This window comes from Candidatus Omnitrophota bacterium, from assembly GCA_040755155.1.
GTDB lineage: Bacteria > Hinthialibacterota > Hinthialibacteria > Hinthialibacterales > Hinthialibacteraceae > JBFMBP01.
Window position 1 is genome coordinate 1 of record JBFMBP010000091.1, and the last position, 25,888, is coordinate 25,888.

Below are 25,888 nucleotides of genomic sequence, written 5' to 3' on the forward strand. Positions count from 1 at the left end.
TGTTTTCTTAGGAGCAAACCACCCGCGGTTCGCGGGCTATATCAGAAAGAAACACATATAAATCGCGTTCAAGAGCCTAGTCGCTTAACGGCTCAATTATCATGGCTTACAAAAGTGTTTCAGAAGAGCAATGGATGCGTTTAACAACGCCATCCATCTTACGATTTGATGCGTTTTCTATTGCCGTTTTTAGGATCATTGCATGATAGCCGATGGAGTATGATCGATTCATACAAAGAGAAACGGCGGGCGAGGAAAATCCCCGCCCGCCATGTACTCACCTTCTCTTGACTTAGCCGAGAAGTTGCAAGAATGTCTGGCTTTGGAAATTGGCCTGCGCCAGTACGGAGACGCCTGCCTGAAGCATGACCTGGTTCAAGGTGAATTTCGAGGTTTCTGTTGCGATGTCGGCGTCCCGGATGCGCGATTCGGAAGCCGTCAGGTTTTCGGAAGCTACGCTCATACTAGCGACGCTGGATTCCAATCGGTTCGTAGCCGCGCCGAGAATCGACCGGGTGCGGTTGACCTGGTCGAGCGCTTCGTCGGCAATTTCGATAGCTTCGTTAGCGCCTGAGAGCGTAGTTACATTGACATCCTGCACCGTGCGTCCGCTGCCCCGTCCGAATCCCAGATTATCGGCCTTCAGGTCGCCGACGGAGAAGGTGATATTTTGTCCCGCAAAGGCGCCGATCTGGAAGTTCAAACCCGTATTGGTGGTGCTGATAATGGCCGTGATGCCGTTATCATCGCCCGTACCGCTCGAAGTGACGTTGACGAAGGAATCGAAGTCTACGGTCAGGTAATCGGGCGCCTTGGTTGTGGTGGAAGGCGTCAGGAACACTACATCCTGCTGCCCCGGCGTGAAGGTTACGGAGGCGCCGCCATTCAGCGCGCCCACATACGTCGTAGGGATGTTTTCGAATTTATCCGTTCCCGAAGTGAAGCCGTCGCCCACGCGGAAAGTTACTTGCGGCGTCGGAACGCCTTCGACGGTGGAAGTGGGGCCTTGCAAGGTAATCACTTGTCCCGCTTCCCCTCGGACTTCCTGCCCGCCCGCCAATTGGAACGTGGCCTGCTCGGCATAGCCTTCCTGCACCAGAGCCCCATCGTCCTGCAGCGTATAGTATTCCGTCGGCGTTGCGTCGTCCCGGTTTTGGAAAGTCAACGTGAACGCCATCTGCGAATTGGATCGCCCCACATCGTCGACCAAACTCAAGGTGCCGCCGGGCGTATAGGTGAATATCGCATCTTCGAAGCGCGTTTGAGTTCCGTCGCTAGTACCAACGCCGGCCGTATAATCGCGCGTGCGATAATTCATTTCCTGAATCAAGCCGGAAATGGTGGAAAATTCGAAGTCGTTGAAATCGGTATCCGCTTCTTGCAGTTCCGTATTGTCCGCCGGATCGACATATGTAAACCGTCCTTGGAAGGTCGTGCCGTCGGCATTCGTTCCGTTGAGTATGATGATGTCGTTATCCCGCATCGTCTGACCGCCGGTATAGGTGCTGCCTACAAACGAACCGTTGAGTACGAGGGTGGTCGAACTGTTGGAACCTGTCAACGTCGTCGTCCGTCCCATTCGGGAACCATTGCCGTCCAGGAAAGCGATCGTGCTTTCGATCTTTTTCTGCTGCGCGTTCTGAACGTCTTTGACTTGAATAGTAAACTCCCCTTCCCCAAACGTCGAACCCGTTATGGCCGTTACGGAATTGCCGATTTGGCCGCCGCCGGACAAAGCGGAAGCCGAGCCAATAGCGCCCGACCGCGTGACGCCGCTGGTGCTGGTGACCATAGTGCCGCTGCGCAATAGGGAAATGTTGATCGTGGATTGATTGATATACGTTCCTTCGTTGATTAAGAGAAGACGTCCGCGATTGTCGGTCGTCGCGCCGGCGAGAGTGACGGTCGTGCGGTAAGCCGTAGGCACGCTGCCGGTGGAATTTACGCCGAACAGAACCTTTTCCGCATCGTCGATGGCTTTATTAATAGCGCCGATGATCGTCTCTGGACGAGTGGACGTCGCGTTCGCCGATGTGCCCAGCGTCGATGTAGCGGCTAGGGTTACCGACCCGGCAAATGTAGTTACGCCGTCGGCGAGCACCCCTTCGAACGATATGGTATCGTTCGCAAACATAGAAACGCCGTTGAAATAGATGCCCGTGCTGACGGCGTCCGTAGTTTGGATGGCGGCGCCGCCGAAGGAACGGCTCTGATTGAAACTAGCCAACGTGACGGCGATGTCTGTCTGGTTGCGGATTCCCGTGCTCACGATTTGCTTGTCGCCCGCCGTATCGCCCGCCACGATCTGGGCATATCCTTGTTGAGAGAGACGAATATTCAGAAAAGCGGCTCCGCTGTCTAAGGTGCTCGCTACGGGAGAAGCGTCGATCTGAAAACCGTAGTTGGGTTGACCGTCCTTGACGGTGGATTTAATGGAGAAATCGCCGTTGAGAAGATAATTGGAACCGAAGAGAGTGGTATTGGCGATTCGAGTGATTTCGTCAATGCCTTGAAAAATTTCGTCTTGAATGGCGGCGCGCGCCTTGTAGTCGTTTGTGCCCGTGTTCGCCGCTTGTACGGCGAGTTGGCGGATGCGATTCAGCCGGTTCGTCGTTTCTTCCAGGGCCCCTTCCGCCACATTGATGAGGTTAATGCCGTCTTGCGCGTTGGTAACGGCTTGATTCAAGCCTTCCGTTTGCGTACGCAAGCGATTGGCCACGCTCATTCCGGCGGCGTCGTCGCCCGCCCGGTTGATGCGCAAGCCCGAAGAGAGGCGTTCGATGGATTTAGAAAGATTCCCGCCTACGGTATTGACGTTGCGCTGGGCGGTAAGCGCAGATATATTAGTCGCAATTTGAGTGATTGCCATTTTAATCCTCCTTGAGGAATTCGCTCTTAGCATCCGATGCTAAGCATTCCAGTTTTCAGATTGCGGCAACCACTCTGAACGAATACTCTCGACGGCTTCTCGCCACGACCGCATGGGGGGAGAAATAGCCAAGCCTTACCTTCAGGGTTGCCTTGATGTTTTGTTGTCTGGATTGATAGGGGGGTAAAACAGGAGGAATTGCCGCTGTGAATTCCGCATCTTCTCGTCCAAGGTTTCCGAGGCCTTTTATCCGACGGGTCGAGTAGTTTCACCCCTATGCTTTATTCTCTTGACGTTCACCTCCTTTTAATTTTTATACTATTTTTTCCAAGGTATTAACAATGATTCGTATCTACGCGCCGCATGAAACTTCTCGCTTCGCCGGCGTTCGGATTAATTTTTCCGCACCCTACCAAGGTTTCCGAGGCCTTTTTTCCGATGGGTTGGATCGTTTAATCCAATTTTTTCGTCTTTTTTCGACTCAGCGATGCGGTTATCCATCTTCCCGCCTTGCATTCGCCTTTGAACGAATTTTCCGCTTTGTCGTCATAGTTTTCGGCGCCTTGACATAAAACTTGAGACTTTTTTTTCGTTTCGTTCATTAAACCTTTGAAATCTACAGCCACTCCGGAATTTGCCTCCCGGATTTCGGCGTATAATGTCCCCCACAATTTAGACAGGGGATTAAGGTGGAAAATCGGTTTGCCGAGAGTAGGCAAGGAGGTTTTCCGAAATGAAGAGAATTCAAAAGAAATACGATGGAGTTTTTAAGACGAAAGTGGTTTTCGAAGCGATCCGAGGGGAGAATAGTCTGGGAGAAATAGCCACCCAATATGGAGTTCATCCCAACCAGATCGCCCATTGGAGAAAGAAAGCCCTCAACGAGTTGCCACTCATCTTGAGCCGGAAGGGGGAGAGGAACCAGGAAGAAAAAGCCGGACTCATCGATGAATTGTACCGGCAAATCGGTCAGTTGAAGGTGGAACTGGACTGGTTGAAAAAAAAATCGCAAGGATGCGGTTGACTTGTAGAGTATTATATATTTATGACTTTTGAGGGGGGAACTTCGGACTAGGAACGAAACGAATGGATATTGATTATTGTTCCAAAGCTTCCTGGATTTTTTGCAAAAGGCTTTCCGAACTAAAGGGTTTTTGCAAGAATGGAAAGCGGCCTTTCAGGATGCCATTATTCGTAACGGATTTATCCGTATAGCCGGACATATAAAGCACCTTCATATCCGGCCGAAGGTAGGTAAGGCGTTCCGATAATTCGCGTCCGTTCATTTCCGGCATGATAATATCCGTAACAAGAAGATGAATACGCCCTTGGAACTGTAGAGAAAGATTGAGGGCTTCCAATCCGCTGCGCGCCGAAATCGTTTTGTATCCGCTGTATTCCAAAATTTGGATGACGATCTCCCGCACCGAGTCTTCGTCTTCGACCACGAGCACGGTTTCTCCCGCCCCTTGGAGGGAAGATAATTGGCTGGACTCCTTCTCTAACGGAGTTTCTTCCGATCGGGGAAAGTAGATTTTGAAGGTGGTTCCAACATTCAATTCGCTATAGACCCAGATGCTTCCGCCGCTCTGTTTCACGACGCCGTAGACCGTTGAAAGCCCTAAACCCGTACCTTTGCCCATTTCCTTTGTCGTGAAGAAGGGATCGAATATCTTATCCATCGTCGCCTGGTTCATGCCGCAGCCGTTATCCGAAACCGCTAACATCACAAAAGGACCGGGCGAAATCTCGATATGCTTCGAAGCGTATTCCTTATCTAGGATGATATTCGTCGTTTCGATCGTGAGCTTCCCCCCCTCCGGCATCGCATCGCGAGCATTCACGGCCAAGTTCATGACAATCTGCTCGATCTGTACGGGATCGGCCTTGATGCGCCATAGCGAATCGGATAGAACCGTCGCCAGTTCGATATCCTCTCCAATCAGGCGGATCAGCATTTTTTTCATATTTTCGATGAGATAATTCAAATCGATCATTTCATACTTAAACGCCTGCTTGCGGCTGAAAGCGAGAAGCTGGTAAGTAAGTTCCGAAGCTCGAAGGCCAGCTTCGTGGATTCCTTGGATATGGTTCCATAGCGGATCGTCTTGGCGAAGTTGAAACATAGCGAGTTCGGAATAGCCGTTGATTACCGTAAGAATGTTGTTGAAATCGTGAGCTACGCCTCCCGCCAGCCGTCCTATCGCTTCCATTCTTTGGGCATGCATGAACTGGGCTTCGAACGCTTTTTGCTCCGTAACGTCTTTAAGAAAACAGAGAGCGGCGGGACGTTCCCTCCAAAGGATCATGGCCAGAGAGAGTTGAACCCATACATCCTCGCCCGATCGGTTTTGAATTTTAAAGGGGGGAGCGATGGATGGTTTTTCGCCATGAAGGCATTTTTCGATTTTATCCAAAACGAAGGATTGGTCGTCAGGAAGAAGCAGATTGGCGAAGACCATATTCGTCAGTTCTTGCTTTGATCGCCCAGATAACTCTTGGGTCTTGCGGTTAGGAAACTCGATCTTTCCATCCTGAACGATGAAGATCGCTTCCTCGGCGTTTTCCACCAGCAGGCGATATTGTTCTTCCGATTTTCTCAGCGCCTCCTCCGCTTCCAAACGCTTTCGTTCTTGCGCGTCTCTTTGCAATCTCGCGTTGAGGATGGGCGAAATAAAGGCGGCGATAGTCTCCAGTAAATCCTTATCTTCCTCGGTATAACTTGTTTCCTTATTGGCAAGAGAAAGCAAGCCGATCGTCTTTTGGCCAAAAAAGATTGGCGATGTAAGGAAATGATCGATGCGGATATGTCCCTCCGGCGTATGAAAGGGGCCGTCCGAATAAAAACTCGTTTTCTCTCGGATGGCGCGGCCCCAAAGGCTGCCGCCCCAAGTTTCCGGCGGAAAGACGAGAGATTTATCGGGTACTTGACACTGTTCCCAGATATTTCTAGTCAGACTGGGCATGATCAGGTCCCCATTTTCGCCTATGAAGCCAAAAATGCCGAATGGGCTTTTCATAACGCGAAGAACCACATCCAAAACGCATCCGTACATCTCTTCATCCGGGATGGTGAGGAAAACGTTAGCAATCTCGTTGAGGATCGTCTTTCTCTTCTCGGACCGCCTCAAGGCTTCGTCCGCGCGCTTTCGTTCGGTGATATCTACCATGACGGCGACATTGCCGGTGATGCGGCCCTCGGCGTCGTGCAAGGGCGAGGCGTAGATGCTGTAATCGATGGGAGAGCCGTCGCGTTTTCGGCGTTTGACTTCCACGCCATTCAAGGTCTTGCCCTCCCGCATCCTTTTTCGAAATTGCGCGAATTCTTCTTTTTTTTCAATGGGTACGCTGGGGAGCGGGCGGCCCATGACTTCCTGAGCGCTCCAGCCCAACATTCTCTCCGCCGCTGGATTCCAAACCGAGTGCACATTTCCGTCCAGGTCCAATCCGATAATCGCCGTCGGCGCGGCGTCGATGATAGCCCGAAGCAGATCGTTGGATCGCTGCAATTCCTTTTCCGCCTGCTTGCGTCCGGCGCGCGTGCGCAAGGCGGCGATGCCGAATGTCAAGTCATCCGCCAATTCCCCCATAAACCGGATTTCGTCCGGCGTGATCGCATTGACTTCCGCGGAATAAATCAGGAGGACGCCGAAGACATTGGCGCATTCGTCCTTCAGCGGGAGGGCGAGACTGGAGCGATAGCCGCACTGCAGGGCGTTTTCGCGCCGAGGCGCCATGAGCGCGTCCGTTTCGATATCCTGAACGTAGATTATTTTGCCGCTCCGGATGGCGATTCCGGCAGGTCCCCGGCCTCGTTCCGAGTCTTCCGACCAACTCAGTTTGGCGCTGGAGATATATTCGCTGCCGACGCCTGCCCAGGCGGCGGGACGGATGGTCTTGGCTTCGTCTTGTTCGGCGTATCCCACCCAGGCCATGCGGTAACCGGCTTCGTCGCAAATGATCCGGCAGACTTCGTCGAGCAGCGTTTGTTCGTCAACAGCCCGCATCAAGACTTGGTTGCATTGGCTAATGGCCCGCAGTTCACGATTGAGGCGGCGCAGCGTCTCCTCCGCCCGTTTTTCGTCCTCCAAAAGACTCAACAAAGCGCGGCGCGATTGTTCCGATTTTTCGAGCAGCGCTTTAATTTGCATTTCGCTCTCGCGCAACCGTACGTTCGCGTTCCGCCATTCCTCTGTGCGTTCAGCGACGCGTTCTTCCAGGGCTTCGTTGGCCAAACGCAGCGCTTCCTCCGCTTTTTGGCGCACCGCTGCTTCCTTCTCGAGTTCGTCGTAGGCTTTTTGAAGCCGCGTGCGCCCTAGAATCTCGTTTTTCAGAACCAGGGCGGCATAACAGAAGAAGATGGGCAAAGGCTGGCCCAACTCCCGCATCGCGATATGCAGACTCTCCATTTTGAACACGCCAATCAGTTCGGTACCCACAAGCAGAGGAATAGCCCACGTGTAAGCCTTCGTGAACTCGGGCGTCATCATCTTGGTATCGCTGAAAGCATGTTCGTATTCGATCGGTTCGCGCGTCTCAAAAGCCTTGATTACGAGGTCGTCGATAATCGTATCGATCTTCTGTCTGTCGCCGTTAATATCCGCATAATAAATGTCATTATCGATCTTGTAGTACAGTATGAGATTGACGCCGCCGATGACGTCGCCGACGGCGTTTAAAATATTCTCAACGAGATTTTCGAGACCGGAGACGGCGCTTATTTTGTTCATCATGTGAACGATCAACTGGAGGTGCGATTTGTCGGCGGCGAGTTTCTTCACCCGCTCCTCTAGGTTGGCGTACTCCGCCTTGGATATTGTTATCATTTCAGCCATAGCGCCGCTCTCAGTTCTCGTAACGGCCGAATTCGTAAGCCGATTCGAGCATTGTCCGGATATTCTCCTCAGGGATGCTATAAGGCATTAAACCGGTTCCAAAGAGGAATTTTCCTCCCGCCATTCCGGCGTCCATCATCCTCTTTACTTCATCCCTAATCTCATCCTTCGTCCAATCGATGAGTTTAATATCGTTAATGACTCCGCAGGCGAGTCCCCTTCCGGCGATGATCTCTTTGCTCTTTCGAATATCGTCGAGCGGACTCAGGTAGTAGGCCTCGATACCCGTCCGTTCGAGCACAATGTCAATCACCGGACTGAATCGCGACATACCGCAATAATAGACTAAACCATGCGTTCCGGCCGCCGCAATATCCTTTTCGATCCAGGGAAGCGATTGTTCCATAAAGTATTTCATCGGGACAATGTCGGTAGAACCGAAGGGATTGGAATAAATAAGAACATCGGCCCCGGCCTTTCGATAAGCGAGTATTTCCTTCGCGAAAAACTCGTGGCACTTGGCTAAAAGCTCGTTGCGTTCGGGGGCTGGACCCAAAAAGAGCAGTTCCATCCATTTATCCATTCCCATCAGGAGCGCAGGCAGCGTCATGGTGGCGGTAATGTATGCGCAGATCGGATATTGGCCGCCCGCTTTGTCCCGCAGGATGCGCAGGCATTTCAATCCTTCCTCGAAGGCGGGATGCGTTGAAACGTCTTCGGGAATCTTCAGCCGTCGAATGTCGTCCCAAGACTTGATGACGAAATCTTCGACGATGGGCGGACCGTCCTTCGCGAAAACGATTTTTTGACAACCCAGCAATTCCGCTTCTTTTCCCACGTAGAACAGACTCCACAGGTTGTCATGCCCATACTTTTCGCGCATTTTAAGTTGCGCTTCGGCGACGTATTCGCCATGCGAATAGTACTCTTGGAGGGAGATGCCGAGTTCCTTCGCGCCCTGATCAAGCAGGTTGCAAAATACAGGTATGCGATCGGAAACGGATCCGTTTATCGCCGCTGCGAGTCTATCCATACCCGTAATCATTTCAGCGCCTCCTGGATCAGTTCGGCGATGACTTTCCCCGCCGCGATGCCATCCTCCGCCCAGGCGTCGGCTTGCACGGCCTTGTAAAGTAGATGGTCGAATCGGAAGGGAGCGCCGCCGACGACGATCTTGATCTTGTCCTCCAGTTTTCGCTCCTTTAAGATTTGCCGTACTTTGAGACAGCCGTTCTCTCCCCTGGCGGTATGAACCAGCATGGATGAAATTCCGATAATCGGAGCGCGGTTCGCCGCCGCCTCGTCTACGAACCGTTCCGGCGCCACGTTTACGCCGAGATCGATGGATTCGATCATGCGGGCTTTGAGGCAGCCTACGACGATTCTTTTTCCCAGCGAGTGCAAGTCGCCCTGCGAGGTTCCGATAACGATGCGGCCGACGATAGCCGGCGATTCCTTGAATTGGGGAAGCATTTCTTCCGTCACTTCCGCCGCGATTTGGGAGATCATAAAGTGCTGAGCCAGGCTTAACTCGCATTTCCCGCTAATGGCTCCGATCGTATGCTCGATAGCGGGTACGACAACCTGGAACACGATCTCTTCCGGGGAGACGCCGCCGTCCACCGCATCGCGAACGATTTTGAGCGCCTTGTCTCGATCCGTGTCGAACACGGCTTCGTTGTACGCCGCGATCAGCTGTTCTAACTCCATGCCGATCATTTTCGTTCTCCCCTATCCATTAGCGCGGATTGACTAAAGAATCCTTCGCACGCTCTTTTTTTAATTTTGCCGCCGCCGGACGGACGATTATTCCGCTGCGCTGGCATAACGGACAGGCTCGCCCAACCGCGTCATCAATTCGTTGACTTCTCGCTTCAGGTCTTGAACTCGATCTTCCCGGTTCAACGTAACATCATGCCAACGTTGAAGCTCGTCGAGTTGCATCCGGATTCTCTCTTCCGCCCGTTTGCGTTCGACGATATCCCAGGAAAGGTCGCCCAGAGTCGATACGATTTCGATATCATTTTCATTATACAGGACAGATTTATTGCCCACGCCTATAATCGCCGTAATCGAATCGCCGCGGAAAATCGGTACAACAAGCTCTCTCGTTACCGGAGCATGACCTTCCGGCATCCCTTTGCGATGCGGCAAGGCGGCGTAATCGTTGTGAATGACGGGACGGCGTTCATGGACGCAATCCACCCATACTCCCGCTTGGGAAATATGGTAATGGCTGCCCTTTCCCGCCGCCGTACACATGTTTTTGAGCGTATTCGTCGACCAACTCTGCAAGGAGAGCGTTTGTTGATCGGATTCGAGAAAATGATAGAATCCGATCGAACTTTCCGTCAGCGCTTCCATTTCGTCCAAAGCCGCCGTCAGCAATTCGTCCATCGCGTGAGATGGGGCGAACTCCAACAGCCGCAGACGCGCTTGCATGATATTCTGAGCACGCTTGGATTCGGTGATGTCGCGCAGGATGCTTCGGTAGGCGACAACCTCTCCCTTTTCGTCTTTCTGGGCGGTTAAAGAGCATTGAACAATGATTTTGTCGCCGTTCTTTTTCTTGAAGCCGATCTCGTATTCGGCGAAGCCCTGCGCATCGGCTATGGAAAGCACTCGCTGCCTGTCTAAGGGACTCTTATAGACATCCTTCGATAAATCCAGGCGCTGCACCTCCTCTTTCGAGCTGTAGCCGAACATGGAGACGCCCTTCTTGTTCACGTCGAGGATTTTTCCTTCGGGGGAAGTGATAAAGAGTCCGTCGAAGGAATCCTCGAAAAGCGAGCGATATTTCTTTTCGCTTTCCATCAAGTTGCGATGCGACAACAGACTGGTTAAGCCGTCGGTTATCCGCCTGCCGATCTCCTGGAATAGAATTTCTTCATCCGGCGTCCAAATACGTTGGTATGAGCATTGGTGCAAGACGAACATATAAGGTTTGTCGATCTTGGGGTAAATCGCCATCGCGATCTGAGACTGGATATGAAACTGTTCGATTATCTCCGCCGGCAAAGAATGTTCATAGGGTGGGCCGAATTTTACGGGAACGTTTGAGGCTAGCAAGGTTCGGAATACGTTGGCGGCATCTGCGTTCATTGGAATATCCATCCCCAAGGCGAACAGACCGGGATATTCCTTCCGTGTGCGTTCCATCGGCGCCCGCCATGAAGCGGCTTCCGGATCGCAGGGATAAACCAGACTCGCCCGATCGCAATCGAGAATGGATAGCGCCTCGTCGAGAACGTCGCTCATCATCCGTTCGAGGTCATTGACGCCCTGGATAGCTCTGTTGATTCGGTCCATGTTTTCAAAGAAATGAAGATAAGCCGAACGTTCTTGTTCCGCGCGTTTGCGGTCGGCGATGTCTCGCGCCAATCCTAGGTTGTAGCCCTGACCGTCGTATTCAAAATAGTTAACGCTCATTTCGACGGGGATAAGGCGGCTATCCTTCGTTTTGTGGCGAGTTTCGAAGGTTATCGAATGCCGAGTCTTGAGTTGTTTCCAATGGTCTCTCCAGCGTTCCATGGGATAATCGGGATCGATATCCGGTACGCTTAAGCCGAGCAGCTCATCGCGCTCGTATCCCAGGACTTGGCAAGCATTTTCGTTTACATAGATAAAACGAGCGTCTTCCTTGACGAGAAAGGCCGCTTCGCACACATGGTCGAGAGCGAAGTTCAGCAACATGAGCCTTTCTTCCGCTTGTTTGCGTTCTGTAATGTCGATGATGGAAACCAGTACTTTGGACAGCGTTTGTTCGTGGCCCGGACAAACGGCGAAATATATCGTTACTTGCTTTGGCTTGCCGCTTAATGTCCGAATAACGGCGTCGCTTGCCATCTCCTTTCGCCCGTTCCAAAGAGCAATCAGTTCGGATCGAAATGTCTTATAGGATTCGGGCGTAAAAGTCCTAATCAGTCCCTTGAACAATTCCTCTTTGCAAGCCGCTTCATGCATCTCCAAGGCGGCCTGATTTACATTGGTAATCCGCACCAACTCGGCGCATTGCTTCGTTGCGTCGGGATGCTGTTCCAAATATGTTTCAAGATGGTCTACGCCCATATCTTTCAGACCGTCGAGCACTCCTTTGACGGCGGAAAAATCTTCCTCCCAAATCGGAATGGGCGAATTCTCGAATAGGGCGCGAAACCTCTCTTCACTGATTCTGACCGCCTTCTCCGATTGCTGGCGCAAGATGGCCGCGCCGACGCCGTCCGCTACGGCCTGCAGCAAGTTTATGTCCTCCTCCCGCCAAGCGCGCACCGTCTCGCAGTCGTCGAAGCCGATGAGTCCCCAAAATTCGTTTCCGCAATAAATAGGGAGAATCAGAAGGGAGAGGATGTTTTGCGCTTCCAGAATTTCGCATTCCAAACCTTGCATATCGGCCACGATGCGCGCAAAGGGCCGCCGCGTCTGCAAAACGGATAACAACGTCGGCGCGCCCTCCCGGTAGGGGAGATGCTGCAAGGAGGGATTGCCGATCTGCGGGGGAATGTTTTCGGCGACGGCTTCGTGGATTTGAGTCATGCAAAGCCCCGCGTCTGGATCGTCCTCGTTCCGGAAGATATAAGCGCGGCTGACGTTGACGGCCAGGCGCAGGATATTCAAAATACGCGGCAATTGCTCGTCCACCTCCTGGGATTTCACTAGGAGGCTCATGCTCTCCGCCGCCGCCCGCTCGTAATCGAGTCTCTCAAGCAGCGTATCTTGCGCCCGTTGAATTTCCGTGACGTCCTTACCATTAACCACGATTCCCGATATGACTCCGTATTCGTCTTTGTAAGGGGAATAGGTCATTTCCATGAGCCGGCGTCCTAAAACCGGGTATTGAAACCAGGATCGATATTGAATCGTTTCGCCCTTTAGGCATCGGTCGAGTTTTTCTTTGACGGTCTCCCTGAAAACCTTCTCTCCCAAAATCTCCGCGACGGTGCGCCCGACAATCTCCTCGCGTTTTTTTTGGTGAAATCTTAAATAGGAATCGTTGACTACGCGGTAGGTATATTGCTTATCAACGAGGGAAATAATATCGTTGGTGGAAGATACGATGTTTTGATAAATCCTGAGATCTTCTTCCTTTCTTTTTCTATTCGTAATATCGAAAGCGGCGCCGATGAGCCGGATGATTTTTTCCGATTCTCCACGTTGAGGAGAAAGTTGGATCGTCCACCATGTTTCTTTGCCGTCGATAACGCGCTTCTCTTCATAACAATAGGGATGGCCGCTCTTGACGCAATGCTTATAATTCGCTCGCGCCGTCTCCGCCATTTCATCGGAAAAGGCAGGGATATCTTCGGGCCGCTTTCCAATGATTTCTTGTTTCGATAAACTGAGCGCCTTCTCTAAAGCTGGATTGATTTCCTCGTAAATAAAATCGCCGTTGTCAACGACGTTGACGAGGAATATAGGCGTTTCGATTTGTTCGAAAAGATCATCGAAGACTTCGTCTCTTCCCATGAATCGCCTCCCGCTGAAGCGTCTACAATCCTACAATAATCAAAACATATTTTTAAAAATTGGATCGAATGAAAGAAGGCATATTACTATTAAGCAAATCAATCTCCTATCCTTAGAGTATACATTTTAAGAAATTCCGTGGATTTTTGTTCGTTCGGCAAGGAGTCCATGATTAAAAACGGCGGCGGCTTTTGGATTCGATGGGCATCCAATACTAAGGATATCCAGCCCTATTCGAAAATCTTCCTACACTCTCTATTATATTCCAATTTCTCTGATCTGCATAACGAGTACAATTCCAATATTCATTGAAGACGGATGCGCTTAGCGATTCTCTCTTAAAAGAAAACGGAGGAAATATGCGCAAGACAATAAGAATGAATATGGATGATCGTCAATGGGGCGAGTAATAATGACGAACGGCTAAATTCAAAGCCTTCGGCGCTTTGTCGAAACCTATTGCGAACCGCGATGGATGATTCTCGATAGCAAGGATTTTTCGCAGTGGGAAAAGGAAAAAAAGAAGATAGTTGGAAAATGGTTTAAGGAATAATTAACAGTATTAAGAAGTCATGCAAGCGTTGGTTGACTTCCCTTTGATATTGCTAGAAGAATAGCGGCGCATTTGAAAAAAAGCCTCTTCCGTCAATGTCGCTATGGGGCCGTCGCCGAATGGACGACCGGGATGGGTCCCATGCGGTCCAGTTTATCCAATTCCTTGTAAAAATCGGGAAACATGTCGGCGGCGATCAGGTCGTCGCCGCTGCGGACGCCGTCCGGACCTAAGCTGCGCAAATCCATCTTGCCTTTGGCGTCAAGAGAGTAGGCCAGTTTTCTGCCCCAAGGGTCGAGGAAGAGTTTATCGGATTCCGCGTAAGGTCCATCCCATCCTCCCGTGGCTTCCAGTACGTTAGGTTTGGCGGCCAACGCTTCCAGATTGTTGGAGGATGAGGGAAACGCTCCAACGTGCAAGCGGTAGACTTGCAGCACCAAAACGAGATAGAGCATCTGTTCTTTGAACGTGCACGAGCGGTCGCTGATCGTCACCCGATGTTTTTCCGCGGCGTCCGCGCCGGGTTTTTCTTCTTTGGCGCAGGAAAAAGATAGGAGGAGGATCGATCCGATAAGAAGAGCAAAGGCGATTTGCTTCATCGTCATTCCTTGGATTTTCCATTGGCTAGAGCGCCGCCGGGCGCGAAAGAGTCGAATTTCGCTTCTCGAACGATATCCTCCAATTCCTTATGGGCTTCCTCGTTCATGCCATTGCGCAACAGGGAAAGGGCGCGGGACGATACCATTCGTTCGAATATCAAATGCCGCTGCTGGAGCGAAGAAAATTCCGCTAACACTTTGGGCCTTAGCATGGCCATCAGTTCCAGGAAGCGTCCGTATTCCTCTCCGTAGGCCATCTCGATCTCCTGCCGGATGCTGGAGGCCAACGCTGGGCTGATTCCCGAGGTGGAAACGGATATGGATAGCGGCCCCCGGTCTACCGCTGTGGGAGTGATGAACGTTCCCTCGTCTGGAGCATCCACGACATTGCACAATATCCCTTTTTCCCGGCATAGGATTGCGATTTTCTCGTTCACCTCGCGTTGGTCCGTGGCCGCAATGGCGATGAATACGCCGTCGAGGTCTTTCGGTTGAAACTCGCGCTGCTTCCAGACGAATTCTTTCTGGAAGGCCATATACTCCAAGACGGGATCCAACTTGGGACTGACGAGGGTGACGTCCGCCTTGTTTTCGATTAGAGAGGCGGCTTTTCTTCGAGCCACATCTCCCCCGCCAATGACGACGCACGGTTTACTTGTGATATTCAGGCAGATTTGAAAATATCGTTGATAGACAGGTTCTTCCACTTTCATAAATACACTTCCCCTCCTACACAAACGCAAATAATTCGAATCCCTGAACGCCGTTCGAAACCATACGGCGCTATCGTTACGATAATACAGACCCGCATGAGATGAAAGCGCGCATTCCCGATTTTATTTCGCTTTGGCGTCATCGATCTAAAAATAGTACATATATTATATTACCCTAAATGAAATTTTAGAATAAGGATAATCATTCCTGTTTTTTTCCATTTTAAAAGGAATTCGCCGAGATGCCAATGATAAGAACGAATTCCGCCGTTATAGTCTTATTCGTCCTTCCCTCCTTGCTTTTCTACTATGGCAGCGCCGAAAGGCTCCATATCCGGGATGGGTATGGATGTTCCGGGAAATGTCGCTTCCGTCGAGAAGGCTTCTTTTGATAAATTCAACAAGATATTCATGGTTTTTCCGCCGTCGAGGAGATGAACGAGCGCAAGGCCGTACCCAACAGGACGGACGAAGGAGCGCGTTTCCGGGCCGGCGAATGTGATCCAAAAATGCTCGCCGCTGAATGGCGACCGCAGCAGAAGATCATCCCCCGAACTCTCGATCGCAGAAGATGATTCCTGCGGCAGTAGAATGCGAGCCTCTGAGTCTTGAAAAGTAATTAAGTTACCCTGCCGGCCATTGGCTTTCGCGCAAATGGGCAGCTGCATCGACAGTTCCAGCGACGCCCGGTCCGCTTTCTGATAATAAACGATAATCGTAGCGTCTTGCGAGAAGACGTATCCTGTAACCAAATCGCCCTGCGGCGTTATCAGAACGTCAATACCTTCCGTAACCGGCGTGATTTTGCAGGGTCCCGGCGCGGAAAGCGCGCTATCCATCACATGCGAATCGTAGCCGAATCCTCGCGCCCGCGATTGCGCCGATAGGGAAGGGTAGATCAAGGGCGGCTGCCCCTTGTACGACCAAGCCTGCATTCCGTTCCACGGCGATTTCCCGATCAAGTTGACGGCGGTTTGGTAATTCTTCCCAACGAGATAACGCAAACTGCGTTCGCCGCGTACCAGCTGTGCGTAGGGAGCATATGGAATCGCTTTCAGCGTCTCCTGGCGTCGAAGGTATAGCGCCCCGCGCAGAAAATATCCGCCGCCACGGCGCATCGTGAAACCGCTGGGGCGCTCCATCAGCGCTTCCAGCCAGCGCGAGGCGATTTGCGCCAATTCCGGTTCTCTCGCGGAGTAAAAGCTCAGCGCCCCCAGCATTCCAGCCGTCAAGGCTCCATCCGCTCCCAACGGATCCCTTCCAATTTCCGCCAGCGGAACGCCCCGCGGCGAAAACAACCGCGCATACCAGCGCAGGCCTGTAATAAGTTTCTCGTCCGTCTTTGCGTCGCCGCTCATCAACCGATACAGAAACAAACTCTGCAAAAAATCGGCGGCGTCGTCCAGATTCATATCGTAAAGCGCAGCGGGTTCGCCTTCCTCGCCTAGCGCGGATTCAAGCCACGCCCAAGCATTTTTCGCTGCCTCCAAGTACTTTCGATCGCCCGTATAGGCGTATCCCAACGCCAAGGTTCCACACCCTATCATCCCCCGATAGGAAACCGACCGCTCTTGATGATCCAGCAGAAATTGCAGCCCTTTTTCCAGCATCGACCGGTATGTCTTTCGTTTCTTCGCTTCCAGCCCTGTTTCCGTCATAGCCAACGCCGAAAGCAGCGATTCGTAACACTCGGCGATTTCATAATTCTCTATACGCCCTCCGTCTTGGTTCGGAGGCGCCAAAAGTCCCCCCATTGGCGTTTGCCGCGCCTCGAATCCTTCGAAGATGGTTTCGATCAATGGAATCAACTGCGCGTCGCGGTAATATTTCGAATCCGGCAGCGAATAGGCGCAACCCAGCGTCCCCGCCAAGTCGGCCGTCCACCGTAGAACATCCGACGCAATTGATTTGGATTCCTCTAATCCTTTTGGTTCTAACAATTCGGAGAACGATTTTTCATCCTTGACGGCGTTTGTTTTTCCTTCGGTCATCCCGTCGGCGCCATCCTCGACATTCTTCAAAGCCGCCGCAACATCCCGATCCAGCATGGCCGCGAATAACTCGGCTAGTTTGGTTTTCTGCGGTTGAATCAAAATAGGCGAGGCCGGACTCGCATTCTCATAGGCGAACGAATAGGGAATGGGCAAAACGACGAGTAGCAGAAATAAACGAGGATAAAATCGATTCACGATCGAACTCCCAGTATTTTATAATGATGAACTATAGACGATTTTTTTTAAAAAAAACGTTTTCAATTCATGGATTCGAACGTCTTCTATAGTTCTTTATCGGAACATTTGATAGATCGTCTAAAATTCGATCTCCAAATTTCCTTTTGAGGTATAATAATGGAATGTGGATGCATCGCTCGAATAGGGAGAAACCGCCAATGAAAACCGCCGAAGAAATCATTCTGGAATTTAAAGAACTTCCTCCGGAAGAATGGCAAAAAGTCGTGGAGTACGTTGAAGCCGCAAAAGAGAATGTTTTTCCAATCACTCATTATTCTCCGGAAGATATGGCGGACATCGAACATGATTTGGAAGAAGCCAAGCGGGGAGAAAATGTAGTAGGCCCCTTTACAGGCGAAGAGGCGAACGAGTACCTGCGAAAACTAATGAGAAACGCATAGATGGAAATTTTTTATCACAAAAAGTTTCTCAAAGCCTTTTTGAAACTAACCCTAAAACAACAAGAAAAAGTTGATGACGCGATTGCTCTTTTTCGGCGGGATCCGCATGATCCAGCGCTTTTTAACCATGCTCTTCACGGTAAAGAGCAAGGAAAACGCGCCATTTCCGCTGGCGGAGATTTGCGATTGATTTTTGAAGAAGAAGACGATTATCGCAGAGTCATCTTCGTTCGCGTTGGAACCCACAGCCAGGTTTACAAGTAAATCCCTTAACCTGGAGAAAAATACTCGATGCGTTTGAAATTTTTCGGGTTTTTCCTATTATAATGGATGGCGTATGTTACTTCCTAATATGGAGAATACGTATATGAAAACCGCCGAAGAAGTAATCGAAATCCTTCAAGAACTGCCCCCTGAAGAGCGGCGAAAAGTCGCTGAGTATCTGTATGAAAGCGAAGAAGAATTTCTGGAGGAAAATTACTCGCCGGAAGACATGGCCAAAATCGAACACGATTTGGAAGAAGCCAAACAGGGGATTAATGTAATCGGACCTTTTTATACGACGGAAGAACTTTTATCTCACCTTGACAGTATACAACCCGAATGATGCGGATCGAACTTCATAGAAATTTCGAGAAAGCGTTCGCAAAACTTAATCCTAAACAAAGGCAACGCGTCAAAGAAACCCTTGATCTTTTCCGCCGTAATCCTTACGATCCCCAACTCAAGAATCATTCCTTGCATGGCTGTCTAAAAGGCGAACGCTCAATTTCCGCAGGCGGGGATTTGCGATTGATTTTCGAAGAAGAAGACGATTATCGGAAAGTCGTCTTCGTTCGCGTTGGAACCCACAACCAAATTTATGAGTAAAAAACTTTCTTTTCCTGCTATGGTTCTTATGTCGTGTTCCCTGTTTCAAGTATTATAATGAAGTATGAACGCATCGCCTAAACATGGAGGACGCGCCGATGAAAACCGCTGAAGAGGTTATCGCCATCATCCAGGAACTGCCCCCCGAAGAACGGCAAAAAGTCGCCGAGTACCTGAACGAAAGCGAAGAAGAATTTCTAGAGGAAAATTACTCTCCGGAAGATATCGCCTTGCTCGACCGGCTTCAAGATGAAGCCGAAAGAGGGATTAACGTAGAAGAATTCGCTTCGATGGAAGAAGCGATTAAGTCTCTTGGTTTAACTTAAGAAGGCATGCAATGACGGTTATTTTTCACCGGAATTTTAGAAAAGGTTTGAAGAATTTATCCTCCAACCAAAAAAAGCGCATAGGTGAAATGTTACGGATATTCAAAAACAATCCCTTCGATCACCAACTCGGAAACCATGCTCTGCACGGCAAACAAAAGGGAAGACGAGCCATTTCCGCCGGGGGAGATTTACGTCTCGTTTTTATTGAAATCAACAACTACGAACGGGTTCGTTTTCTTGCTGTTGGAACCCATAACCAGGTTTACGAGTAAATCCCTCCTCCCTCGATGATTTAGCGAAATTCTTTTGACTAATCGTATTTTTTTTCGTACTATATGAGGCGTTTTTGCGGCGCAACGGTTGAGTGCGATGAATTCGTCCGTTTTTTGTCAACGTACGGAGAGATCTTGATAAGGAACCTGGAGAAATACGATGTTTCAAATTACGAAAAATGAACATGGCGACGTAATTGAGATTTCCATGCGCGGGATTTTGGATATGGACGGAGCGCGGGATTTGAAGTTTTTCCTGGAAGAAATCCTGCTGGAAAAAAAAGCGAAGTTCATTCTCAATTTCCGCCGGGTGGAAAAAATTAACTATTCCAATCTGCAAATGATCGCAGCGCCCATCCAAAACTTGATGGCCACGGGGACGGTCGTACTTAGCGGCGTATCGGACACTGTGGCGAAAGTATTGAAAACGACGCCCTATTACCAACGCCTTAAATCATACGCCAATAAAGACGAGGCTTTGGAAGCCCTCGCGGAAATATAAACGATGAATGATGAATAATGAGTGATGAATGGACAACGTCTTTTTTTATCGAAAAAAAATTGAGGAGATAATTATGAAACGAACAGGCGTAATTACGTTCAAAGGCAATCCTATGACGTTGGCGGGGCCGGAGTTGAAAACGGGAGATAAAGCTCCCGATTTCACCGTTTTGGATAACGGCTTGCAGCCGGTGAAACTATCCGATTTTCTTGGGAACGTGACGATGATTTCCGCCGTTCCTTCGCTGGATACGCCCGTCTGCGAATTGCAAACCAAGCGCTTCAACGAAGAAGCGGCCAAACTGAACACGAAAGTATTAACCATTAGTATGGACCTGCCTTTCGCCCAAAAGCGATTTTGCAGTTCCTTCTCCGTAAACAATGTCGCTTGTCTATCGGATTACAAAGATCATTCGTTCGCCAACGCTTTTGGACTGCTAATCGACGAATTGGGACTTATTGCGCGGGCGGTTTTCGTAATCGATAAAGAGGGGAAAATCGCTTATCAGGAGATCGTACAGGAAGTGACGGAACATCCGAACTACGAAAAAGCCATTGCGGCGGCGAAAGAAGCAGGGGCGTAATACGGAAGGGATTTATAACGTCGAAACAGCCGGAACGCATCCCCGCTCCGGCTGTTTTTCTTTGCCATGGCGTATGGCGAATCGAGCGAGTTCCGCTGAAGGGCTAAATAATCTCCTCTTTCTCCGCATCCCAGCGCGTTTGGCGCTTTTCCTTGAGGGATGTTACGGACATCACCAGCGTCGCCGCTTCGATGAAGGCTTCGTCCTCGTTGCATTTAGTTTTCTTGCGGCTGCGGACGCCATTAAAGAAATCTTCCATATGGTTGGGAAGTTGCGGCGTTTTGGAGGGATCGTATCTCAAAAAAGGCTTGTCCGTTTTGACTTCGCCCGATTCGATCTTGGCGGCATATTTCGAAGTTTTGGGATCGGCGGTTACTTCGAAATTCTCCACGGATTGGGCGATGGAATCGAAGCGCAGCATCGCCTCCTTGCCCCGGAATTCCGGCGGTTGGACGATGGCGGTGTTCATACTGCAATCGAAGGTTACGGTGCAGTTTTTCTTCTCGTAGGTATAGATCGTGTTCCAGGTATCGGGCACTTCGCGTCCGTCATGCAGCATGGCGTTGAAGCCCGAACAGACGCAGGCGTCGGGGATGCCTAGTTTCAAAACCCATTGCACGAAATCGACTTCATGGGAGAGCAAATCGCCCGCCACGCCGGTTCCATAATTCCAATAACAGCGCCAATGCCAGAAATGTTCCATGTTGAAGGGCTCTTTCGGCGCCGGTCCCAGCCAACGATCCCAATCCAACTCTTTAATGACTTCTTTGGGATCGGGGCGTTCGTAGTAATCGTACCAGCCATACCAACGCCAGATATTCTTCCCCAACGGATTATTTTCGAAGCGGCCAGTGCGCACTAAACTGACGGGGCCGATGACGCCTTCTTCGATCAACTGGGCCGCTTGCGCGCCCGCCGTCTGGGCGCGGCTTTGGTGGCCGAGTTGCATGATGATGTTATTCTCTTTGACGGCGGCGCGCATGGCCTTGGCTTCCTCGATCGTGCGCGTCCAGCCTTTCTCGATGTAAACGTCTTTTTTCGCCTTGGCGGCGTCGATCAGCATGGGGGAATGCCAATGGTCGGGAGTGGCGATGACGACGGCGTCGACGCGAGGATCGGCAAGCAGGTCTTGATGATCTTCATACGTTTTTACTTCGGGATTCAGGCTGCGTTCGACGCCTTTTTGCATGTGCGGCTTATAAACGTCGCAAACGGCGACGACCTTGGTTCCTTGGACGCCGCCGCCCATTTGCCGTCCCGCCACTTCCGTAATCAACGTTCCGCCGCGAACGCCCAGGCCGATATGGCCGACGCCGATGAGATCGTTCGGCGATTTGGCGGCGAGAACCGCCGGCGCTCCGGCATAGAAGCCCGCCAACGCCGCCGCGCCTTTGCCCGCCGTTTCGATAAATCTTCTTCGATTTACGGATGCTTGTTTTTTCATCGATCTGCTCCCAGCGGCGCGAACCGCTTGCTTTCTGTTTTGGATGAAATCGATATTTTCATCTTTTCATAAATTCCTAAGCCAAACAAGCCGCTTGTTGAAGAGAAGAGTCCAACAACGTCTTTAATTATTTTATTCTTGCTGACTCAGGCGATCCTAAATTCCAATTCACGCTGAACAGGAACTGAAATTTATTATTTTTTTGCTCTAGATTTTACCTAAAAAAATGATTAAATAAAAATGAAAGGAGTTAAAATAATGCGCAAATTAGCATTTTGTTTTTTCCTCCTTTTAATTTCTTCCCTACCCTCCTATTCCGATACGTTCGGCGATTTCACCTACACGGACTCCGGCACGGCGATTACCATCACGGGATATACCGGCGCGGGCGGCGCTGTGGTTATCCCCGATACGATTGCCGGCAATCCTGTAACCACTATTGGAGCCAATGCGTTTCAAAACAAGAGCGCTATCACCAGCGTCGCGATCCCCAATAGCGTTACCAGCATTGGGGATTATGCGTTTGAAGGATGCAGCGGCTTGACCAGCGTCGCGATCCCCAACAGCGTGACTAGCATTGATCACTATACATTTCAAAATTGCAGTAGTTTAACTAGCGTCGTAATTCCCAATAGCGTAACCAGCATTGGACAATCTGTGTTTAATGGATGCAGCGGATTGACCAGCGTAACGATCCCCAATAGCGTAACCAGCATTGGAACTTATGCGTTTAGAGGCAGCGGATTGACCAGCGTAACGATCCCCGCTAGCGTTACTACTTTAGGAAATAAAGTATTTTTTGAATGTGCGAGTTTGACCAGTCTCACTGTGGATGAGAATAATCCTAATTATTCCAGCCAAGATAGCGTTCTCTTCAACAAAACAAAAACGACTCTGGTGTCCTATCCTGCAAGCAAAACAGGAACTTATGAGATTCCCTCTAGCGTAACCAGCATAGGACAATCTGCGTTTCAGGGATGCAGCGGTTTGACCAGCGTAACGATCCCAAATAGCGTTGCCAGTATTAGCGCTTACGCGTTTAATAGCTGCGCGGGTTTGACCAGCGTTTCAATCCCCAGCAGCGTAACAACCATTCAACCTTATGCCTTTAGATATTGCAGCAGTTTGACCACAGCGAATTTTTATGGGAATGCTCCATCATCTTTTGGAAGCCTCGTTTTTTCCGACGCCGCCTCGGGTTTTACCATCTACTACCGGGCGGGAAAAACTGGCTGGACGAATCCTTGGAAAACGTACCCAACATCCGTCTTTACGCCCATGCTGACGGTCGCCGGACTAACGGGCGCCAATAAAGAATATGATGGAACTACCGCGGCGACGGCGTCGGGAACCGCCTCTCTCTCGGGCGTCGACGGGGCAGATGACGTAACGCTCGCCGGAACGCCTGTCTTCATGTTCGCCTCGGCGGAAATCGGAGACGGCATTGGCATTACGACGACTGGCTATTCGTTAAGCGGTGCGGCGGCGAGCAACTATGCGCTGACGCAACCGTCACTGACCGCCAACATCACCAAGCGTTCGATTACGGTAACGGCAGAAGCCCAAAGCAAAAACATGGGCGCCAGCGATCCCCATCTTAACTACCGCATAACCAGCGGATCGCTGCTCGGCGCCGATACGTTCTCCGGCGCTCTGGCCCGCGATCCCGGCGAAACGGGCGGAGTCTACGCCATCCGTCAAGGAACGCTGGCCTTGCGCAGCGACCGTTACATTTTGACGTTTGTCGGAGCCAACTTCACGATTACCGCCGCGCCGGTTTTGACGATGACGTTTGCCGACGGCAGCTCCATAACCGGCAACTACGCATGGAAAGAGACGTTTGTTAGCTTGCCGTTTACCGTTCGGTTTATTTTCAGCGATCCGGACGATCCCGCATCGTCGCTGACGGTGGAAAATTACAATCTTCCACCCGGTGCAACCATCGTGAAGCAAGCGGATGGAGTGTATTTGGTAACTTATGCGCAAGACCAGCCAGGGAACGTATTTATCCAATTGCTGGCGCGGGATCCGCAAGGCAACAGCCTGCTAGGCTCGGTAAGCGTTGAATTTAAAACCGCGCCGACGTTCACTCCGACGGCTTCGCCAACCCCTACCTTCACTCCATCGCCGACGGCTACCGTTACGAACACGCCGGAACCGACCGCCACGCCAACGCTCACGCCGACGGCGACGCCAACATTCACGCCGACCTATACGCCGACGGACACCTATACGCCGGAACCGACGGCTACGTCTACGAACACGCCGACAGCGACGCTCACACCGACGGCGACGCCGACCTGCACGCCGACGGCGACTCATACGCCGTTGCCGACGGCGACGCCGACCGTCACTCCGGACAGCGCCAACAAACCGCCGCGGATTTCCTTCTATTTCCCCGCCGATGCGCACGCCAACCCCGCCTATTTCACTTTTAAGCGAAACGAATACATTAAGCTGGGCATGGTCGTAGACGACGCGGATGGACCCTATTCGCCGGAACAAATGACGGTGCCGCAAAACTGGACGATCTCCGGCGACGTAAACGCCGTAGAAGTAAAATACTTCGTTTACAACCATCAGGCGCGAATATCGTTGCTTTTATCGACATCGCAACTTGGACAATATACATTGAACATTCAAGTATATGACGGCAACAAAGCCAGCGATGCGTATATAGTCAACTGGTGCGTCATGGAAACCGTCCCGCCATCCTTAGAATTGTCTTCTTGCAGCCAAAACTTAGCGTGCGTATGTCAAAACAGTTGTTTGTCAATGCAAGTGAAATGCGTAAACAAGTATGAAGCGCAGGCGGCGAATATAGTGGTTCCCGCAACGGCCCCGGTATTGGACAGTTCGCTGACAACGATAGGCAATCAATCCATCATGATCCTTAGGGCGGACTCCAGCGAACTGGGCCGCTTTCAGTTCGAATTGTACGCCTACGCCAGCGACGGCAAAACATATTCTACGCTGGTTATTTCCTATGAAGTGACGGCGCCGCCAACCGCGACGCCTGCGCCTGCCGCGACAAATACTCCCGCCCTAACCGCTACGAATACGCCTAAGCCGCTGCCAACAATAACCCCCGTTCCTCCCACAGCCACGCTGATTCCGCCGACGAGTACGCCAACGAATACGCCGACAACGCAGCCGACCTTGATCCCCGATCCCGTCCCCCCCGCGAAGGTGACGGCGGAACAAATCGACTTCGTGCAAATCAAAATCGCATGGACGACGAACGAAGCAAATACAGGCTACGTCATCGCGGCATTTATGCCTGTCGATAAGTACATTTTAAAATTCAGCGGCATTATCGCCGAAGCGACCGGCGAAAAATGGTTCAACCTAAAGCCGGAAGACGAAGGCGAATACGATTTCTACGTTCGTGGAATCAACGCCGCCGGAAAAGTAAGCGGATGGACGAAAGCCGAAAGGCTGACTGTCATTGTTCAGTCGCAGCCTATCGCCATACGCATCTATGATAATCTTTCTTCTATAATAGATATTAGCGGCGCAACGGATTACGATACGTTGGAAAACCGCCAGTTGATAATAAGCTGGGAATATAACTCCAACGAACAAGTAAGCAGCTATCACATTTATGTTGCGACGGACGCAACGGATAGTCAAGGAAAATTCCTTGGTTTTAGGAGCAGTTCATCTACCGCGCTTGAATGGAAAAAAGGCAATATTTCTATTGCGCCGGCTTTCCGCTCTGGTCCGGAGTCTGGCTCGTACATTTTCCGAATTTTTGCTTTGCGGAGTGGAAAAACTGCTTTGGGACCTTATTCAAGCAGGATGGTAAAACTCGCGCCCATGTTCATTGTAACGGACAACTTGGATTCGTTCGCCGATTTGAGCAATAGTATAGATTACGATGCGCCAGATGCCCGCGAACTCGTTTTTCGTTGGCATCATGACGGCGGCGATTTCGATCCTGCAAATATCACGTCTTTCCATATCTATGTACAAACGAATAATGCTGGGAACTTTGCCTATATGGGCAGAGCGCCAAGTACGGATACGGTTTTAGTCTGGAAAAAGACCACGGATTACTCCATCCTTCCTGCATTCCGCTCCGGCCCGCAGTTTGGCAATTCGTATAAATTTCTATTATACGCTATTATAGATCCAAACAGGCACTACGGACCGTTTCATGCAGCCGGACCCGTATTGTTCATTCAACAGTAATATTTTTTGGCTTTTCCAATCAAACAAAGA

20 protein-coding genes are annotated in these 25,888 nt (G+C 50.8%); 10 read left to right on the forward strand and 10 right to left on the reverse strand.

Translation table 11 applies throughout. The annotated features are described in order from the left end of the window. Nucleotides 1–292: 292 nt before the first annotated feature. Complete coding sequence (locus tag AB1656_13050) at nucleotides 293–2,869, reverse strand: flagellin (protein MEW6236307.1); 2,577 nt, start codon at nucleotides 2,867–2,869, stop codon at nucleotides 293–295. Nucleotides 2,870–3,321: 452 nt separating this feature from the next. Continuing rightward, nucleotides 3,322–3,495, reverse strand: coding sequence for a hypothetical protein (locus AB1656_13055; protein MEW6236308.1), 174 nt, complete (start codon nucleotides 3,493–3,495; stop codon nucleotides 3,322–3,324). 107 nt (nucleotides 3,496–3,602) lie between these two features. On the opposite strand from AB1656_13055, the gene AB1656_13060 reads away from it, so the two are divergent. Then, nucleotides 3,603–3,893 (forward strand): transposase, encoded by a 291-nt coding sequence (locus AB1656_13060; protein MEW6236309.1) that lies wholly within the window; start codon nucleotides 3,603–3,605, stop codon nucleotides 3,891–3,893. 73 nt (nucleotides 3,894–3,966) lie between these two features. Here the strand turns inward: AB1656_13060 and AB1656_13065 are convergent, their stop codons facing one another. The 7 genes from AB1656_13065 to AB1656_13095 all read right to left on the reverse strand — a co-directional run bounded on the left by AB1656_13065 (nucleotide 3,967) and on the right by AB1656_13095 (nucleotide 17,221). Next, nucleotides 3,967–7,704, reverse strand: coding sequence for a PAS domain S-box protein (locus AB1656_13065; GenBank protein MEW6236310.1), 3,738 nt, complete (start codon nucleotides 7,702–7,704; stop codon nucleotides 3,967–3,969). A 10-nt stretch (nucleotides 7,705–7,714) separates the two neighbouring features. Continuing rightward, a complete protein-coding gene (locus AB1656_13070) occupies nucleotides 7,715–8,749 on the reverse strand; it encodes a uroporphyrinogen decarboxylase family protein (GenBank protein MEW6236311.1) in 1,035 nt (344 codons plus the stop codon). Beyond that, on the reverse strand, nucleotides 8,746–9,423 hold the full coding sequence (locus tag AB1656_13075) for a cobalamin-dependent protein (GenBank protein MEW6236312.1): 678 nt from the start codon (nucleotides 9,421–9,423) through the stop codon (nucleotides 8,746–8,748). Before AB1656_13075 ends, AB1656_13070 begins: the two co-directional genes overlap by 4 nt. Before the next feature lie 87 nt (nucleotides 9,424–9,510). Next, complete coding sequence (locus AB1656_13080) at nucleotides 9,511–13,167, reverse strand: PAS domain S-box protein (protein ID MEW6236313.1); 3,657 nt, start codon at nucleotides 13,165–13,167, stop codon at nucleotides 9,511–9,513. 654 nt (nucleotides 13,168–13,821) lie between these two features. After that, nucleotides 13,822–14,325 carry a type II secretion system protein GspG gene (locus AB1656_13085; protein MEW6236314.1) on the reverse strand — a complete coding sequence of 168 codons (504 nt, stop codon included), beginning with the start codon at nucleotides 14,323–14,325 and terminating at the stop codon, nucleotides 13,822–13,824. Further along, nucleotides 14,322–15,032, reverse strand: a complete 711-nt coding sequence (locus AB1656_13090) for a bifunctional precorrin-2 dehydrogenase/sirohydrochlorin ferrochelatase (protein ID MEW6236315.1) — start codon at nucleotides 15,030–15,032, stop codon at nucleotides 14,322–14,324. The genes AB1656_13085 and AB1656_13090 overlap by 4 nt, the downstream gene beginning before the upstream one ends. 278 nt (nucleotides 15,033–15,310) lie before the next feature. Further along, nucleotides 15,311–17,221, reverse strand: coding sequence for a hypothetical protein (locus AB1656_13095; GenBank protein ID MEW6236316.1), 1,911 nt, complete (start codon nucleotides 17,219–17,221; stop codon nucleotides 15,311–15,313). A 200-nt stretch (nucleotides 17,222–17,421) separates the two neighbouring features. Here AB1656_13095 and AB1656_13100 point away from each other — a divergent pair, with 200 nt between their 5' ends. The 8 genes from AB1656_13100 (at nucleotide 17,422) to tpx (ending at nucleotide 20,220) form a co-directional block, all read left to right on the forward strand. Continuing rightward, nucleotides 17,422–17,664 carry a hypothetical protein gene (locus tag AB1656_13100; GenBank protein MEW6236317.1) on the forward strand — a complete coding sequence of 81 codons (243 nt, stop codon included), beginning with the start codon at nucleotides 17,422–17,424 and terminating at the stop codon, nucleotides 17,662–17,664. Then, on the forward strand, nucleotides 17,665–17,928 hold the full coding sequence (locus AB1656_13105; GenBank protein MEW6236318.1) for a type II toxin-antitoxin system mRNA interferase toxin, RelE/StbE family: 264 nt from the start codon (nucleotides 17,665–17,667) through the stop codon (nucleotides 17,926–17,928). Between the two features lie 103 nt (nucleotides 17,929–18,031). After that, nucleotides 18,032–18,271 carry a hypothetical protein gene (locus AB1656_13110; GenBank protein MEW6236319.1) on the forward strand — a complete coding sequence of 80 codons (240 nt, stop codon included), beginning with the start codon at nucleotides 18,032–18,034 and terminating at the stop codon, nucleotides 18,269–18,271. Then, nucleotides 18,271–18,534 carry a type II toxin-antitoxin system mRNA interferase toxin, RelE/StbE family gene (locus AB1656_13115; protein MEW6236320.1) on the forward strand — a complete coding sequence of 88 codons (264 nt, stop codon included), beginning with the start codon at nucleotides 18,271–18,273 and terminating at the stop codon, nucleotides 18,532–18,534. Before AB1656_13110 ends, AB1656_13115 begins: the two co-directional genes overlap by 1 nt. 98 nt (nucleotides 18,535–18,632) lie before the next feature. After that, nucleotides 18,633–18,860 (forward strand): hypothetical protein, encoded by a 228-nt coding sequence (locus AB1656_13120; protein MEW6236321.1) that lies wholly within the window; start codon nucleotides 18,633–18,635, stop codon nucleotides 18,858–18,860. Between the two features lie 89 nt (nucleotides 18,861–18,949). Next, the gene (locus tag AB1656_13125; protein ID MEW6236322.1) at nucleotides 18,950–19,135 is read left to right on the forward strand and encodes a hypothetical protein; all 186 of its coding nucleotides are present in this window, start codon (nucleotides 18,950–18,952) and stop codon (nucleotides 19,133–19,135) included. 160 nt (nucleotides 19,136–19,295) lie between these two features. After that, a complete protein-coding gene (locus tag AB1656_13130) occupies nucleotides 19,296–19,637 on the forward strand; it encodes an STAS domain-containing protein (protein MEW6236323.1) in 342 nt (113 codons plus the stop codon). A 73-nt stretch (nucleotides 19,638–19,710) separates the two neighbouring features. Then, the gene (tpx, locus tag AB1656_13135; protein ID MEW6236324.1) at nucleotides 19,711–20,220 is read left to right on the forward strand and encodes a thiol peroxidase; all 510 of its coding nucleotides are present in this window, start codon (nucleotides 19,711–19,713) and stop codon (nucleotides 20,218–20,220) included. Nucleotides 20,221–20,323: 103 nt separating this feature from the next. On the opposite strand, the gene AB1656_13140 is transcribed toward tpx, so the two are convergent. Then, a complete protein-coding gene (locus AB1656_13140) occupies nucleotides 20,324–21,664 on the reverse strand; it encodes a Gfo/Idh/MocA family oxidoreductase (protein MEW6236325.1) in 1,341 nt (446 codons plus the stop codon). 258 nt (nucleotides 21,665–21,922) lie between these two features. Between AB1656_13140 and AB1656_13145 the strand changes: the two genes are divergently transcribed. Then, complete coding sequence (locus AB1656_13145) at nucleotides 21,923–25,858, forward strand: leucine-rich repeat protein (GenBank protein MEW6236326.1); 3,936 nt, start codon at nucleotides 21,923–21,925, stop codon at nucleotides 25,856–25,858. Nucleotides 25,859–25,888 lie beyond the last annotated feature (30 nt).